This is a genomic window from Pantoea sp. 1.19, assembly GCF_001922585.1.
GTDB lineage: Bacteria > Pseudomonadota > Gammaproteobacteria > Enterobacterales > Enterobacteriaceae > 1-19.
In genome coordinates this window covers 79,708-94,306 of the sequence record NZ_MRBS01000003.1, presented here as the reverse complement: position 1 = coordinate 94,306, position 14,599 = coordinate 79,708, and the positions used below count along the sequence as shown (strand labels likewise).

At 58.7% G+C, this 14,599-nt stretch carries 15 protein-coding genes and 3 tRNA genes; 13 read left to right on the top strand and 5 right to left on the bottom strand.

Translation table 11 applies throughout. From position 1 onward, the window contains the following. The first annotated feature begins 5 nt into the window (after positions 1 to 5). Both gloA and rnt read left to right on the top strand, forming a co-directional pair. Positions 6 to 413: a lactoylglutathione lyase gene (gene gloA / locus BS626_RS07070; protein ID WP_075181693.1), complete on the top strand. Its 408-nt coding sequence runs from the start codon at positions 6 to 8 to the stop codon at positions 411 to 413. Between the two features lie 88 nt (positions 414 to 501). Continuing rightward, positions 502 to 1,173 carry a ribonuclease T gene (gene rnt / locus BS626_RS07065; RefSeq protein WP_075181692.1) on the top strand — a complete coding sequence of 224 codons (672 nt, stop codon included), beginning with the start codon at positions 502 to 504 and terminating at the stop codon, positions 1,171 to 1,173. A 24-nt stretch (positions 1,174 to 1,197) separates the two neighbouring features. Here the strand turns inward: rnt and BS626_RS07060 are convergent, their stop codons facing one another. Further along, positions 1,198 to 1,530: a Grx4 family monothiol glutaredoxin gene (locus tag BS626_RS07060; RefSeq protein WP_075181691.1), complete on the bottom strand. Its 333-nt coding sequence runs from the start codon at positions 1,528 to 1,530 to the stop codon at positions 1,198 to 1,200. A gap of 352 nt (positions 1,531 to 1,882) precedes the next feature. Between BS626_RS07060 and BS626_RS18095 the strand changes: the two genes are divergently transcribed. Further along, positions 1,883 to 2,800, top strand: a complete 918-nt coding sequence (locus BS626_RS18095) for a C40 family peptidase (protein WP_083615911.1) — start codon at positions 1,883 to 1,885, stop codon at positions 2,798 to 2,800. Here the strand turns inward: BS626_RS18095 and BS626_RS18320 are convergent. Beyond that, positions 2,781 to 2,873, bottom strand: coding sequence for a YnhF family membrane protein (locus tag BS626_RS18320; protein WP_139308781.1), 93 nt, complete (start codon positions 2,871 to 2,873; stop codon positions 2,781 to 2,783). The two genes, BS626_RS18095 and BS626_RS18320, sit on opposite strands and share 20 nt — an antisense overlap. Positions 2,874 to 3,158: 285 nt before the next feature. Here BS626_RS18320 and purR point away from each other — a divergent pair, with 285 nt between their 5' ends. Beyond that, positions 3,159 to 4,184, top strand: a complete 1,026-nt coding sequence (purR, locus tag BS626_RS07050) for an HTH-type transcriptional repressor PurR (protein WP_075181690.1) — start codon at positions 3,159 to 3,161, stop codon at positions 4,182 to 4,184. Here the strand turns inward: purR and punR are convergent. Continuing rightward, positions 4,181 to 5,092 carry a DNA-binding transcriptional activator PunR gene (gene punR / locus BS626_RS07045; RefSeq protein WP_075181689.1) on the bottom strand — a complete coding sequence of 304 codons (912 nt, stop codon included), beginning with the start codon at positions 5,090 to 5,092 and terminating at the stop codon, positions 4,181 to 4,183. The genes purR and punR overlap by 4 nt on opposite strands. A 112-nt stretch (positions 5,093 to 5,204) precedes the next feature. Here punR and punC point away from each other — a divergent pair, with 112 nt between their 5' ends. Beyond that, on the top strand, positions 5,205 to 6,392 hold the full coding sequence (punC, locus tag BS626_RS07040; RefSeq protein WP_075181688.1) for a purine nucleoside transporter PunC: 1,188 nt from the start codon (positions 5,205 to 5,207) through the stop codon (positions 6,390 to 6,392). Between the two features lie 307 nt (positions 6,393 to 6,699). Beyond that, entirely contained in the window at positions 6,700 to 7,848 is a 1,149-nt protein-coding gene (gene cfa, locus BS626_RS07035) for a cyclopropane fatty acyl phospholipid synthase (RefSeq protein WP_075181687.1), read from the top strand. A gap of 34 nt (positions 7,849 to 7,882) precedes the next feature. Here the strand turns inward: cfa and BS626_RS07030 are convergent, their stop codons facing one another. Continuing rightward, positions 7,883 to 8,545, bottom strand: a complete 663-nt coding sequence (locus tag BS626_RS07030) for a riboflavin synthase subunit alpha (protein WP_075181686.1) — start codon at positions 8,543 to 8,545, stop codon at positions 7,883 to 7,885. 297 nt (positions 8,546 to 8,842) lie between these two features. Between BS626_RS07030 and BS626_RS18315 the strand changes: the two genes are divergently transcribed. The 7 genes from BS626_RS18315 to BS626_RS06995 all read left to right on the top strand — a co-directional run bounded on the left by BS626_RS18315 (position 8,843) and on the right by BS626_RS06995 (position 13,580). After that, positions 8,843 to 9,235, top strand: coding sequence for a hypothetical protein (locus BS626_RS18315; RefSeq protein ID WP_139308780.1), 393 nt, complete (start codon positions 8,843 to 8,845; stop codon positions 9,233 to 9,235). A 14-nt stretch (positions 9,236 to 9,249) separates the two neighbouring features. Next, positions 9,250 to 10,623: an MATE family efflux transporter gene (locus BS626_RS07020; RefSeq protein WP_075181684.1), complete on the top strand. Its 1,374-nt coding sequence runs from the start codon at positions 9,250 to 9,252 to the stop codon at positions 10,621 to 10,623. Positions 10,624 to 10,768: 145 nt separating this feature from the next. Further along, positions 10,769 to 10,845, top strand: a tRNA-Val gene (locus BS626_RS07015). 6 nt (positions 10,846 to 10,851) lie between these two features. Beyond that, a tRNA-Val gene (locus tag BS626_RS07010) sits at positions 10,852 to 10,928 on the top strand. Positions 10,929 to 10,951: 23 nt separating this feature from the next. Continuing rightward, positions 10,952 to 11,028 (top strand) — tRNA-Val (locus tag BS626_RS07005). Between the two features lie 598 nt (positions 11,029 to 11,626). Further along, on the top strand, positions 11,627 to 13,039 hold the full coding sequence (gene pykF, locus BS626_RS07000) for a pyruvate kinase PykF (RefSeq protein WP_075181683.1): 1,413 nt from the start codon (positions 11,627 to 11,629) through the stop codon (positions 13,037 to 13,039). Positions 13,040 to 13,343: 304 nt separating this feature from the next. Beyond that, a complete protein-coding gene (locus tag BS626_RS06995; protein ID WP_002908860.1) occupies positions 13,344 to 13,580 on the top strand; it encodes a major outer membrane lipoprotein in 237 nt (78 codons plus the stop codon). 47 nt (positions 13,581 to 13,627) lie between these two features. On the opposite strand, the gene BS626_RS06990 is transcribed toward BS626_RS06995, so the two are convergent. After that, positions 13,628 to 14,590, bottom strand: coding sequence for a L,D-transpeptidase family protein (locus BS626_RS06990; RefSeq protein WP_075181682.1), 963 nt, complete (start codon positions 14,588 to 14,590; stop codon positions 13,628 to 13,630). Positions 14,591 to 14,599: the final 9 nt, after the last annotated feature.

The following is a 14,599-nucleotide window of genomic DNA, read 5'->3' as shown; positions in this document are numbered from 1 at the left end:
ACCTTATGCGTCTGTTACACACTATGCTCCGCGTGGGCGACCTGGATCGCTCACTCGATTTTTATACCCGCGTGCTCGGTATGCGCCTGCTGCGTAAAAGTGAGAATGCCGAGTACCAATACACCCTCGCCTTTGTCGGCTACACCGAAGAGAGCGACGGCGCCGTGATTGAGCTGACGTATAACTGGGGTGTGGATAGCTACGACCTCGGCAACGCCTACGGTCATATCGCTCTGGGCGTGGATGACGTGGCCGCGACCTGCGAGCGCATCCGTAACGACGGCGGTAACGTAACCCGCGAAGCCGGTCCGGTGAAAGGCGGTTCGACCATTATTGCCTTTGTTGAAGATCCGGATGGCTATAAAATCGAACTGATCGAAAACAAACAGGCGGGCCAGGGCCTCGGCCACTAACTCCGCAGGGCAGGTGCGAACCTGCCCTACTCCCCGCTGCAAAAATTTGCCATAATGCGCTGCCTTTTTCTCGTCACTTGAGTAACTAATGTCTGAATCGAACGACCTGAATACGTTACATGCCCGTTTTCGCGGCTTCTATCCCGTGGTGATTGACGTTGAAACCGCCGGATTCAATGCCAAAGGCGATGCCCTGCTGGAGATTGCGGCCGTGACGGTCAAAATGAGTGAAGCGGGCTGGCTGGAAAAAGATGAAACGCTGCATTATCACGTAGAGCCGTTCGAAGGGGCGAATCTGCAGCCGGAAGCGCTGGCGTTTAACGGCATCGATCCGTGGAATCCGCTACGCGGCGCCGTGAAAGAGTACGACGCGCTGCACGCCATTTTCAAAGCGGTGCGCAAAGGGATGAAGGAGAGCGGCTGCAGCCGGGCGATTGTGGTCGCGCATAACGCCACCTTCGACCACAGCTTTCTAATGGCCGCGGCCGAGCGCGCCGGCCTGAAACGCAATCCGTTTCATCCGTTCGTTACCTTTGATACCGCCGCGATGAGCGGACTGGTGCTGGGTCAGACGGTGTTAGCCAAAGCCTGTGTAGCCGGGGGGATCCCCTTTGATAACAGTCAGGCACACTCGGCGCTGTACGATACCGAACAAACCGCCGATCTGTTTTGCGAGTTAGTGAACCGCTGGAAACGCTTGGGCGGCTGGCCGCCAGAACCGCTGCCGACAGCGGACGCCGGCGATTCGGCGCCCTGCTGAAAAAGGCCCTTACGGGCCTTTTTTTTATTCCGCGTTCGGGTATTTCGCCGCGGTGTCCTTGATCAGGGTCTGCAGTTCGCCGGCCTGATACATCTGAATAATGATATCGCAGCCGCCGACCAGCTCGCCGTCCACCCACAGCTGCGGGAACGTCGGCCAGTTAGCATATTTCGGCAGCTCAGCGCGGATATCCGGGTTCTGCAGAATATCCACATAGGCAAAGCGTTCGCCACAGGCGGAGAGCGCCTGCACCGCCTGGGCGGAGAAACCACAGCTCGGCAGCTTCGGTGAGCCTTTCATGTACAGCAGGATTGGGTTTTCCGCGATTTGGCGTTCAATTTTTTCAACAGTACTCATCTTGCCTTCCTCAATATAAACAACGGCACGTCAGTGGGTCCATTGTAGCGATTCCCCGCGCCCGGGGAAATTGACATTTTAGGTCTTAGCCATCGTTCGAACGTTAAGCCCGCCGCCGCTGACATACAAAATAACATTTTCCTGCCCCTGCCCCGGCGATTAGATCTGGCGTTCATCGTAAGTTTTGGTAATTTAAGCGACTGAAATAGCAGGATTAAATGATTAATTATTGTACTTAATTAATTCATAACTATAGTGTTTAGGCAGGTGGGCTTTTATCCACCGCCGGGCTTCTCCTGACAATGGACTCTCTATTTAACCCGCTCTCGCGAGCCTAACCTGTTACCGGATGATGCGTTTACTGATTACTTTTTTGATGCTGCTTTTTTTACCGTTAAGCATGCCGGCGGCGCAGGCGTCACCGCAAACGACGGAAAAATCTACACAGCTTAAAGTGAAACCGCGTGACGCAGGCGAGGAGCATCGCCGCAAGCGTCGCGCCAGCGCCTCCCCGGTAAGCAAGGCCGCGGCGAAACCCGCGCGCGCCGCCGAAGCCCGCCGCGCGCAGGCCGCGGCGAAAAAGAAGTCGGCGCCCGCCCCCCGTCGCAAAACGCGCCGCACCGCCGAAGGGCCTCGTGCGCCGACGCCGGCGGCCCTTAAGGGGGCAAAAACGACGCTCAGCAAGCTGGCCCTTACCCGTAAGTCGGGCGGCCTGCGCGGCAAAAAAAACCGGCGTCGGGATCGCGACGATCCGGCGGCGCGTAACGCCCCGATTCGCATGAGCGCCGCTCACCACGCCCGCTATCAAAAGGCGCGGCAGACGGCGATGAATAAGCTGATGGGACAACTCGGGAAACCCTATCTGTGGGGCGGCGCTTCGCCCAGCACCGGCTTTGATTGCAGCGGTCTGGTATGGTACGCCTACAAGGACCTGCTGAAAAATCGCATCCCGCGCACCGCCAATGAAATGTTCCAGTATCGGGAAGCCTCGCCGGTGCGGCGGGAAAAACTGGAACGCGGCGATCTGGTGTTCTTTCGCATCAACGGCCGGGGCGCGGCGGATCACGTTGGCGTCTATCTCGGTCAGGGGAAATTTATTCAGTCACCCCGCACCGGTAAAGATATCCAGATCAGTCAGCTGGCGGACACCTACTGGCACAAACACTATGTGGGGGCTCGGCGCATCATGACGCCGGACAATATTCGTCTGGTGCAGCAAACAGGCGGGACAGAACCGCCCCGCCGGTGGGTCAGTGCAGCACGGCGGTAAAGCTGAAGGTGATAATAATCAACAGTGCAAAGACGGTCATGCCCAGTGCCAGGCGTAATTCAGTGCTCATCATTCCAACTCCCTGGGTTAATCCCTGCGGGGTGCAGGGATTTAAATTTTCTCACAGTTTTCGGTAAAAATCTCGTTTTCTGTTCACGGCCTTGATAGAATTCACCTTTTCTGTTGCGCAACGGGCGCCGACACGCGCGCAACGGCGCGGCTTTGGGCATGTTATCCCGCCTCAGTGCCCTTTCACTCGCCGACACATCAGCAATTTTTGCGCACAGTCACTGCCGCAGAAGGCAAACGATTAACAGACTGCTTATCAATAAGATAGGTACTCAGGAGTACGGTTTTAATGGCAACCATCAAAGATGTAGCGAAACGCGCCGGGGTCTCCACGACCACGGTTTCGCACGTCATCAATAAGACCCGCTTTGTGGCGGAAGAGACCCGCGAAGCGGTCTGGGCGGCAATCAAAGCGCTGCACTATTCTCCCAGCGCCGTTGCCCGCAGCCTGAAGGTCAACCACACCAAAACCATTGGTCTGTTAGCCACCTCGTCAGAGGCCCCCTACTTTGCCGAAATAATTGAGGCGGTAGAGAACCGCTGCTTCGCCAAAGGCTATACGCTGATCCTCGGCAATGCACATAACGACCGTCAGAAGCAGCAGGCGTATTTGTCCATGATGGCGCAAAAACGCGTTGATGGCCTGCTGGTGATGTGTTCTGAATACCCCGATGAGCTGATTGCCATGCTGGAGGAGAGCCGCAATATCCCGATGGTGGTGATGGACTGGAGCAAGTCGCGCGGCGATTTCACCGATACCGTGCTGGACAACGCCTTTGAGGGCGGCTACCTGGTGGGCCGCTATTTGATTGAGCGGGGACACCGCGACATCGGCGCGATCCCCGGTCAGCTGGAGCGCAACACCGGCGGCGGGCGCCATGCTGGCTTTTTAAAGGCGCTGCACGAGGCGGGCATCACGCCGCGCGAGGAGTGGATCGTGCAAGGCGACTTTGAGCCGGAGTCCGGTTACCGCGCGATGCAGCAGATTCTCTCACAGAAGCAGCGCCCCACCGCGGTGTTCTGCGGTGGTGATATCATGGCCATGGGTGCCATTTGCGCTGCCGATGAGATGGGGCTGCGGGTACCGCAAGATATTTCGGTGATCGGTTATGATAATGTGCGCAATGCGCGCTATTTTACGCCGGCGCTGACCACCGTTCACCAGCCGAAAGAGCAACTCGGCGAGCGCGCCTTCGATATGCTGCTGGATCGCATCATCAATAAACGCGAAGAGTCGCAAACCATCGAAGTCCATCCGACGCTGATTGAACGCCGCTCGGTAACCGACGGCCCGTTCCGCGATTACCGGCGCTAATCCCCAGCGCGCAGCCACTCGGCGTTCAGGGTTTCGCTGTCGCCCAGATACTCCAGCAGCCAGCTGAGCGCCGGCGACAGGTGCTGCGCCTGCCAGCTGACGCAGCACGGACTGTCGGGAAATGGCGCATCCAGCCATACCTTGACTAACTCACCGCGCTGCAGCAGCGGCGTGGCCAGATGATCGGGGATCATACCGACGCACAGGCCCTGCTGCAGGCAGGCCAGCGCAGATGACCAGTCAGGCACCACCAGCCGACGCTGGTTGTCCAGCGCCCAGGTGGTCCGTTTCGGCAGGGTACGGGCGGTATCCTCCAGCACCAGCGATGGCCATTCCCGCAGGCGATCGTCACTCAGTGGCCCGGTCGCGCGCGCCAGCGGATGCGCCGGATGCACCACGCAGTTCCAGTGCAGCGATCCCATATCGCGGAAGGCGAAGCGCCCACCCACCGGTATCGCCTGGGTTGCGCCAATCGCGACCTCAACCCGCCCATCGGCCAGCGCGTCCCACACGCCATTAAATACCTCGAGGCTGATCAACAGCTCCATGTCCGGATGATGACGATAAAAATCAATAATTAACTGGCGCATCCGCGCCGGTTTCACGATCCGATCAATGGCGATTTGCAGCTGTCCACGCCAGCCGTTTGCCACCTGCTGACAGCGCAGCCGGGTCGCAGCCATCCGCTTGATGACCTGCCTCCCCTCCTCAAGAAAGACCTGGCCAGCTTCGGTGAGCACCACATCGCGATGGCGCCGCTCAAACAGCGGTACCGCCAGCCAGTGCTCCAGCTGGCGTACGGTATAACCAATCGCCGAGGGCACGCGATGCAGCTCGGCGGCGGCGGCGGTAAAACTGCCGGTTTTGGCCACCGCATCCATCACTTCCAGGGCGTGTTCTGACCACATAGCGTTTGCCTTCAAAATTTTTCATCGCAAAATACAAATATTACCGTTTCACAAGCGCCTGTACAGCCCGCTACACTCTCCACCGCCTGAAAATAAACCAAATGAGTAATCCATCGTGCCTGCAAAAAGTTTTCTCCTCTACCTCGCCGGCTTAAGTATGCTCGGCTTTCTTGCCACCGACATGTACCTGCCGGCGTTTGGCGCAATGCAGCAGGACCTGGCCACCTCGCCGGGTCTGATTGGCGCCAGCCTGAGCCTGTTTCTCGCCGGCTTTGCCTGCGCGCAGATTTTTTGGGGCCCCCTGTCTGACCGCATCGGTCGGAAGCCCGTGCTGCTGATGGGGCTGGGCCTGTTTTTAATCGGCTGTCTGGGCATGCTGTGGGTCCGCTCGCCGGCCGTTCTGCTGCTGCTGCGTTTCGTGCAGGCGGTGGGGGTCTGCTCTGCGGCGGTCAGCTGGCAGGCGCTGGTGATCGATCGCTTTCGCGGTGCGCAGGCGAACCGCATCTTTGCCACCATCATGCCGCTGGTCGCCCTATCGCCGGCGCTGGCCCCCCTGCTCGGTGCCTGGCTGTTAAACCACTTTAGCTGGCGCAGCATCTTTATTGCGCTGCTGCTGATCGGGATGGCGCTGTGGCTGGCGACCCTGCGCTTACCCTCAACCGCGCGCAATGCGGCCACCCACGCGCCGGTCTCACTTTGGCAGTTGCTGAGTAATCGCCAGTACAGCGGCAATGTGCTGATTTATGCCGCCTGTTCGGCCAGCTTTTTTGCCTGGCTGACCGGTTCACCGTTTATTCTGGCCGCGCTGGGGCTGACGCCGGGGGATATTGGTCTGAGCTACGTGCCGCAGACGCTGGCCTTTCTGCTCGGCGGCTTTGGCTGTCGCGCGCTGCTGTCCCGCCTCAAGGGCGCACAGATGTTACCGTGGCTGCTGGCCGGCTATGGCGTGAGCCTGCTGGCGCTGCTTGCCGTGGCGCTGTTTAGCACACCGACGCTGCTGACCCTGCTGATCCCATTCTGCGGTATGGCGTTAGCCAACGGTGCCATCTATCCCATTGTGGTTGCCAATGCGCTGCTCCCCTTTCCGCAGGCCACCGGCAAAGCTGCCGCACTGCAAAATATGCTGCAGTTAGGCCTCTGCTGCCTGGCCAGCCTGCTGGTTTCACTGCTGCTTCCCTGGGCGCTGACCGCCACCACCAGCATGATGGCCCTGACCGTGCTACTGGCCGCCATCGGCTTTTATTGGCAACGCACCGCCGGCAGCGGGGAAAGCGCGCAGCGGGCAGCTCAAGAGTGCTAAACGCTTAGTTCCCTAATAGTGAATCGTTGAACTATCCCTCCGGCGAGCCTATACTTTCCGGAGGTTTTTTGCGACCAGGGTTCTGGTTCTGGCCTACAGGATCACAAGGAGAGTGACGCTGTGACCTCCCATTATTACCGTGCGGCTACTGGCTTAGCTGCCGTCCAGTCTCCCTCTGCGCGTGCCTCCATTCGGGCCAATGCAATTTCTGTGAAATTACTCACAACCCTGAATAAATTGTCTATCATTTTTTTCAGGTATCAGGGCGGATGCGTCCGCGCGCCCTTCACAACGTGATGGAGAAGCTATGAGTTCATCGTGTATAGAAGAATTGAGCCTGACCGATAATCCGTGGTTTCGTATTGCCCGGGAGATGCTGGCGACGGCGGGAATAGAAGTGAATGGATCCCGTCCCTGGGATATCCGGGTCAGCCACCCCGATTTTTTCAAGCGCGTGCTGCAGCAGGGCTCGCTCGGTCTCGGTGAAAGCTATATGGATGGCTGGTGGCAGTGTGAGCGACTGGACATGTTTTTCCACCGCGTGCTGGCCCACCGCCTGCAGGAAAAATTACCGCACCACCTGCGCGATACGCTGCGTGTCGCCGTAACTCGTCTGACTAATCTACAGTCGCGTAAGCGCGCCTGGCAGGTGGGCAAAGTGCACTACGATCTCGGTAATGACCTGTTCACCCGCATGCTCGATCCCTATATGCAGTATTCGTGCGGCTACTGGAAAACGGCTGACGCTTTAGCGGACGCGCAGGAAGCCAAGCTGGCGCTAATTTGCGACAAGCTGCAGCTGCAGCCGGGTATGACGCTGCTGGATATCGGCTGCGGCTGGGGCGGCCTGGCGGCCTTTGCCGCCCGCCACTACGGCGTCAGCGTCACCGGCGTAACCATCTCTGCGGAACAGCAAAAGCTGGCGCAGCAGCGCTGCGCCGGACTGGACGTAACCATTCTGCTGCAGGACTACCGCGATTTGCAGGCGCGCTTTGACCGGATTGTCTCGGTGGGTATGTTTGAACACGTTGGCCCCAAAAATTACGCCACCTACTTTCAGGTGGTGGATAGTAACCTTGCCGAAGACGGGCTGTTTTTACTGCATACCATTGGCGCCAACCACACCGATGAGAATGTCGACGCGTGGATCAATAAGTACATTTTTCCCAATGGATGCCTGCCCTCAGTGCGCCACATTGCCGAGGCCAGCGAGCCGCATCTGGTGCTGGAGGACTGGCATAACTTCGGCGCGGATTACGATCTGACGCTGATGGCCTGGTACCAGCGCTTCCTGGACGCGTGGCCGGAGATTGCTGACGCCTACGGCGAGCGGTTTAAACGCATGTTCAGCTATTATCTCAACGCCTGCGCCGGCGCTTTCCGCGCGCGGGACATCCAGCTGTGGCAGGTCGTATTTAGCCGCGGCGTGGCCGGGGGCCTGCGGGTTCCGCGCTAGCCCAATCGGGGCGACATGCCGCCCCGACGTCCGGTTACGCCTCTTCGCGCTGGCTGGCCGCCAGGGCCACCGCGTCGGCCAGCGCCGCTTCACGCTTGGCCAGCACCCGCTCGACGGTATCCACAATCGCCTGCGTGTGCGGATCAATTTCGATATTCACCCGCGCCCCCAGCTTTTTGGCTCCCAGCGTGGTGCGCGCCAGCGTTTCCGGGATCAGGTGCACGCAAAAGCGGCTTTTACTGACGTCGCCTACGGTCAGGCTGATACCGTCGATGCCGATAAAGCCTTTGTGCAAAATGTACTTCATCTGGCTCTGATCCTGCGGTTTAAACCAGATTTCGCGGTTATTTTCCGCATTAACGATTTTCACAATGTCCGCGGTCGTCATGATGTGCCCTGACATCAGATGCCCGCCGATTTCATCGCTAAAGCGTGCCGCCCGCTCAATATTCACCACGTCGCCAACGCGGATCTCCCCCAGGTTGGTGATGCGCAGCGTCTCTTTAATCAGATCGAAACTGATGCGATCGCCGTCGATGGCAGTGACCGTCAGGCAGCAGCCGTTGTGGGCCACCGAGGCCCCCAGCTCCAGACCGGGCAGCAGCGCCGGCGGCAGCGTCACGGTATGGGTGCGAAAGTTGGGCTTTTCTTCAATGGACACCACGCTGGCGGTACCCTGCACAATTCCGGTAAACATAATCAGGCTCTCCTTCAGTTTGCAACATACTATCACAAGCTGGCGCGCCCGAAGAGCCGCAGGGCATCTGAAGATGATTCCTGCGGCATACGATCGGCGCGCGGGCGGGGAACCGCGCTCAGCGGTCAGTCACCGCCGGCCTGAAACCGGTGACAAACGCCGTACCCGGGCTGAGAAATGGCGGTGATGCGGACAGAGCATCAAGAAACGCCGCGTGCGACCGACACATGGCTGAAATACCGTCATTAACTCGTCGGGACCTTCGCCGGCGCGGCGATAGGTGATAATAGGGTTGTTTTGAAACAGGCCACCGCCGGCGATCGCCCTGGTTACGCAGACCACGACGAGGCGCGGCGCGATTACCCGGCGTGGGTGATGACGCAGGCCGGCGGCGCGATGCGTTTTGCTGCAGCACGGCAGCCGCAGATTGAGATTGACCGCCAACGGATTACCGGGCAGCCCTCTGTTCTGACCGGGCATCAGCCCGCGCCCGGATTGCCGGACTGGACGCGCGCTGATGCCACGTCAACGGCTGCCGGTGCCGGCGCGGCGCAGATAACACTTTTCTCGTTCCGCATTTGGCTTGTGCGGGCCTACAGGCTACACTGGCAGCGGATTTTTTCCATTTTAACCGGCCCATCGCGACATGCGGCCGGTTTTCCTCGTTTTTCTCCACCCCTATCTCGCTAAATAAAGGTGTTCACGTGCAGAAGTACATGACAGAAGCGCGTCAACTGCTGGCTCTGGCAGTTCCGGTGATCCTTGCGCAGGTTGCGCAAACCGCCATGGGCTTTGTTGATACGATTATGGCCGGCGCCGTCAGCGCCACGGACATGGCCGCCGTGGCTGTCGGCACGTCAATCTGGCTTCCCGCCATCCTGTTTGGCCACGGCCTGCTGCTGGCGCTGACGCCGGTGGTGGCGCAGCTGAATGGCTCCGGACGACGGAATCGGGTTGCCCATCAGGTGCGTCAGGCCTACTGGCTGGCGGCCATCGTTTCGCTGGTGATCATGGTAGTGTTGTATCATGCCGGGCACCTGATTCACGCGATGAAAAATATTGATCCGCGAATGGCCGACATCGCTACCGGCTACCTGCACGCACTGCTGTGGGGCGCGCCGGGCTATCTGTTTTTCCAGGTGCTGCGCTGTCAGTGCGAAGGGCTGTCCAAGACCAAGCCGGGGATGGTCATGGGCTTTATTGGCCTGCTGGTGAATATTCCCGTCAACTACGTTTTTATTTACGGCAAGCTGGGCATGCCGGCGCTGGGCGGGGTTGGCTGCGGAGTGGCTACCGCCTCGGTCTACTGGATCATGTTTTTTCTGATGCGTGCCTGGATCCGCCGCGCGGCCAGCATGCGCGACGTGCGCAGCAACGAGCGCGCCGGCAAACCGGATCGCCACGCCCTGTGGCGACTGTTTACGCTTGGCCTGCCGATCGCCCTGGCGCTGTTTTTTGAAGTCACGCTGTTTGCCGTGGTCGCCCTGCTGGTCTCCCCCCTTGGTATTGTCGAGGTCGCCGGTCATCAGATCGCGCTGAATTTCAGCTCGCTGATGTTTGTGCTGCCGCTGTCGCTCGGCGTGGCGGCAACGATTCGCGTCGGTTACCGCCTCGGGCAGGGATCGGCCGACGCGGCCCGCGTCGCCGCCTGGACCTCCCAGGGCGTGGGCGTAGCGATTGCCTGCTGCACTGCCCTGCTGACCGTCGTGTTTCGCGAGCAGATTGCGCTGCTGTATAACGATAACCCGGCGGTAGTGACGCTGGCCGCCCAGCTGATGCTGCTGGCGGCGATTTACCAGGTCAGCGACTCGATTCAGGTGATCGGCAGCGGCATTTTGCGCGGTTATAAAGATACCCGGGCGATCTTCTTTATTACGTTTATCGCTTACTGGTTACTCGGACTGCCGATCGGTTATGTGCTGGCGCTCACCGACTGGCTGGTGTCACCGATGGGGCCGGCCGGCTTCTGGACCGGTTTTATCATTGGCCTGACCTCAGCGGCGCTGATGATGATTTGGCGCATTTTGCGCCTGCAGCGTCTGCCGGCAGCGACCCTGCTGCAACGCGCAGCACATTAATTTTTCACTGTTTTAGCGGGTGGCGCGCCTAAAAAAGCGCCACCCCGCACACTCTGCCAGCGGTTGAACATAAATTTGTGCGTTTCTGCTTGCCAGCGCTGCGGGCTGCCGCTAATATTCGTCCCCGCTGTCACCCGGCAATAGCGCGTTCTTAGCTCAGTTGGTTAGAGCACCACCTTGACATGGTGGGGGTCGGAGGTTCGAGTCCTCTAGAACGCACCATATCGTGCGTCCGTAGCTCAGTTGGTTAGAGCACCACCTTGACATGGTGGGGGTCGGTGGTTCGAGTCCACTCGGACGCACCAAGCCGAACAGCCTGTTTCCCGATGCGTTCTTAGCTCAGTTGGTTAGAGCACCACCTTGACATGGTGGGGGTCGGAGGTTCGAGTCCTCTAGAACGCACCACCCTTCGCTTTCTCTCGCTCCTGTGCTCTCTATTGCTGACCGGCCCTGCCGGACTCGCGCTGCCTGCTCTCGCCGCTTGTGACTCCCTTGCGATTTTTTACGTACGTTCCGCACGGATTGCGCGCTTACCGGTTCGCGTCGTGCCGCCCGACGGGTGACGAAATCCAATGGCCTTGCGATCCTCTGGCGCCGCTGATGCACCGCTGGTGCCCGCTTACAGCCATCACCGCCGCCCCGCCGCCGGTGCGCCCGTCGATTTTCCCCGCCCTGCCGGCGCGGCGGGGTCAGCGGCAGCGATCGCGCGGTTGCGCAACGGTGGTTTTTCATTGGTTTTCAGCGCATCAGCGATTATACTGTCGGGGTCACTTTATACGAATGGTTTCAGCCAATTGACGTGTCGCTATCGAACAGTTTACCGCTTTGCGCAACGCTTTCTGATGGATTGCCGCGCCCTTATGCGCCGCCGCTCAGCCTGTTCGCCGCCCGTCACCTCACCTCTATCCTTACGCGAAACCAGCCTGCGACCCCATTTCCACTCGTCGACCCCGTCGACGAATCTTGCTTTATTCATTCATCACAACTTACAAGATAACCCGTCATGAAAAAGACTAAAATCGTATGCACCATCGGTCCTAAAACCGAATCGGAAGAGATGCTGACCAACCTGCTTAACGCAGGGATGAACGTCATGCGTCTTAACTTCTCCCACGGCGACTACGCCGAGCACGGTCAGCGCATTGCTAACCTGCGCGCGGTGATGCAAAACACCGGCCTGCAGGCCGCTATCCTGCTCGACACCAAGGGGCCGGAAATTCGCACCATGAAACTGGCCGGCGGCAACGACGTGTCGCTGAAGGCCGGACAAACCTTTACTTTCACCACTGATCAAACCGTGATTGGCGATGCGGATCGCGTGGCGGTGACCTATCCGGGCTTCGCCGCCGACCTGAAAGTCGGTAATACCGTCCTGGTCGACGACGGCCTGATTGGGATGGAAGTGGTTGAGGTTACCGAGAGCACCGTCGTCTGTACCGTGCTCAACAATGGCGACCTGGGTGAGAACAAGGGCGTGAACCTGCCGGGCGTGTCCATCCAACTGCCGGCGCTGGCGGAGAAGGACAAACGCGATCTTATCTTCGGCTGTGAGCAAGGGGTGGACTTCGTGGCCGCATCCTTTATCCGTAAGCGTTCTGACGTGCTGGAAATCCGCGAGCACCTGAAAGCCCACGGCGGAGAGCACATTCAGATCATCTCCAAGATTGAAAACCAGGAAGGCTTGAACAACTTCGACGAAATTCTCGATGCTTCCGACGGCATTATGGTGGCACGCGGCGATCTGGGCGTAGAAATCCCGGTGGAAGAGGTGATCTTCGCCCAGAAAATGATGATCAAAAAATGTAATCAGGCGCGTAAAGTGGTGATTACCGCGACGCAAATGCTGGATTCGATGATCAAAAACCCGCGTCCGACCCGCGCTGAAGCCGGCGACGTCGCTAACGCCATTCTGGACGGTACCGATGCGGTGATGCTCTCCGGTGAGAGTGCCAAGGGCCGCTACCCGCTGGAGTCGGTCACCATTATGGCCACTATCTGCGAGCGTACCGATCGGGTCATGAAGCCGCGGATTGACACCCTGAATGACAACCGCAAAATGCGCATTACTGAAGCGGTGTGCCGCGGTGCGGTAGAAACAGCTGAGAAGCTGGAAGCCCCGCTGATTGTGGTTGCTACCGAAGGCGGCAAATCTGCGAAGTCAGTGCGTAAGTACTTCCCGCACGCGACTATCCTTGCGCTGACCACCAACGAAACCACCGCGCGTCAGCTGCTGCTGAGCAAGGGCATTGTGACCCACGTGGTGAAAGAGATTGCCTCGACCGATGATTTTTATCGCATTGGCAAAGAGACCGCGCTGGCCAGCGGCTACGGGCTGAAAGGCGAAGTGGTGGTGATGGTCTCCGGCGCGCTGGTGCCGAGCGGCACCACCAATACCGCCTCGGTACACGTGTTGTAACTCAGTTTTTTAACTGTTTTTTTTAAAAGCGCCCAACCGGGCGCTTTTTTTTCTGCCTTTAATTCAAATCTTAAAAAAATCCAATCGGTAATAACGATAAAATAGCAGCAGGATTTAAGATTAACCCGATTAAAATCGCCTGTTTTTCCTCTTTTTTTTCGACTTTTACCGCGGGCAGATGCTTCTTTGAGCGAACGATCAAGTTTAAGCATCTTCTCATCAAAAATTTATTCTCATTGCAAAAAACTTTGTGTAATACTTGTAACGCTACATGGAGATTAACTCAATCTAGAGGGTATTAATAATGAATCGTACTAAACTGGTACTGGGCGCGGTAATCCTGGGTTCAACTCTGCTGGCTGGTTGCTCCAGCAACGCTAAAATTGACCAGCTGTCTTCCGACGTTCAGACTCTGAACGCGAAAGTTGACCAGCTGAGCAACGACGTGAACGCAATGCGTTCTGACGTTCAGGCTGCTAAAGACGACGCAGCTCGCGCTAACCAGCGTCTGGACAACCAGGCTCACTCTTACCGCAAGTAAGAGTTCTGGTTTGAAAATGGCACACTTCGGTGTGCCATTTTTTTTGCTCATTCCCTGCTGCCTGACGGCTCCCCCACCGCGCCCAGCGCTCTCCCCTTAGCAACCAGTACCGGCATGCCCGAACGACGCGTCAGCGCCTGTTCGACGACCTGTCGATCGTTTTGCTCACTGCGCAAAAATTGCCGGGTCCCGGCGGTGAGCGCCAGCGGCGCAGTTTGCGGATCGTCACGCTCGCTGCGCGACAGCGGTTGATGCACTTCCATGTAACGCTTCCCGTCCGGCTCCTGCGCTACTTTCACCGGCTGATTAATCACCTGGACCCGCGTACCGACCGGCACGGCATTAAACAGCGCAGCAATGTCATCCGGACGCAGGCGAATGCAGCCGGAGCTCACGCGCATCCCTATCCCGAAGTCGGCGTTGGTACCGTGAATCAGATAGTGTCCTTTGCCGTAAGCCAGCCGCAGAGCAAACTGCCCCATTGGATTATCCGGTCCGGCCGGCACCGTTCCGGGCAGGGTAATGCCCTGCCGGGCATAGCGCTGGCGGATGTTAGGGGTTGGCGTCCAGCTCGGGTTAGGGATCTTTTGGCTGATGCGGGTGACCATTGACGGCGTTATCGCCCCCAGCTGGCCAATGCCAATCGGATAGACCACCACCCGGTTCTCACCCGCCGGGTAGTAGAACAGCCGCAGCTCGGCGAGATTGATGACAATCCCCTCGCGCGGCGTCTCCGGCAGCAGCATTTGCGTTGGTATAGTCAGCTCATCGCCGGGTGTCGGCAGCCAGGGGTCGGTACCGGGATTGGCCTCCAGCATGCCCAGCAGCCCAACGCTGAAGCGCGCGGCGATATCCTCCAGCGGGCGCTTATCATCCGGCACGATGTAGCGCTGATTTTCACCAATTAAGCGGCTGCCGGCCGGTGGCAACGGATAATCGGTGCCGGCGCGCACCGGGAGGGTGGTTAACAGTGACGCCAGCAGCCATCCGGCCAGGGTAAACGATTTCATACCGACTCT

What these genes read in the sequence shown, in the direction of transcription:
- BS626_RS18095 (WP_083615911.1), top strand. Translation starts at nt 1,883, where the DNA reads ATGCGTTTACTGATTACTTTTTTGATGCTGCTTTTTTTACCGTTAAGC.
- BS626_RS06995 (WP_002908860.1), top strand. Translation starts at nt 13,344, where the DNA reads ATGAATCGTACTAAACTGGTACTGGGCGCGGTAATCCTGGGTTCAACT.
- gloA (WP_075181693.1), top strand. Translation starts at nt 6, where the DNA reads ATGCGTCTGTTACACACTATGCTCCGCGTGGGCGACCTGGATCGCTCA.
- BS626_RS06990 (WP_075181682.1), bottom strand. Translation starts at nt 14,590, where the DNA reads ATGAAATCGTTTACCCTGGCCGGATGGCTGCTGGCGTCACTGTTAACC.
- purR (WP_075181690.1), top strand. Translation starts at nt 3,159, where the DNA reads ATGGCAACCATCAAAGATGTAGCGAAACGCGCCGGGGTCTCCACGACC.
- pykF (WP_075181683.1), top strand. Translation starts at nt 11,627, where the DNA reads ATGAAAAAGACTAAAATCGTATGCACCATCGGTCCTAAAACCGAATCG.
- BS626_RS07060 (WP_075181691.1), bottom strand. Translation starts at nt 1,530, where the DNA reads ATGAGTACTGTTGAAAAAATTGAACGCCAAATCGCGGAAAACCCAATC.
- rnt (WP_075181692.1), top strand. Translation starts at nt 502, where the DNA reads ATGTCTGAATCGAACGACCTGAATACGTTACATGCCCGTTTTCGCGGC.
- cfa (WP_075181687.1), top strand. Translation starts at nt 6,700, where the DNA reads ATGAGTTCATCGTGTATAGAAGAATTGAGCCTGACCGATAATCCGTGG.
- BS626_RS18320 (WP_139308781.1), bottom strand. Translation starts at nt 2,873, where the DNA reads ATGATGAGCACTGAATTACGCCTGGCACTGGGCATGACCGTCTTTGCA.
- BS626_RS07030 (WP_075181686.1), bottom strand. Translation starts at nt 8,545, where the DNA reads ATGTTTACCGGAATTGTGCAGGGTACCGCCAGCGTGGTGTCCATTGAA.
- punR (WP_075181689.1), bottom strand. Translation starts at nt 5,092, where the DNA reads ATGTGGTCAGAACACGCCCTGGAAGTGATGGATGCGGTGGCCAAAACC.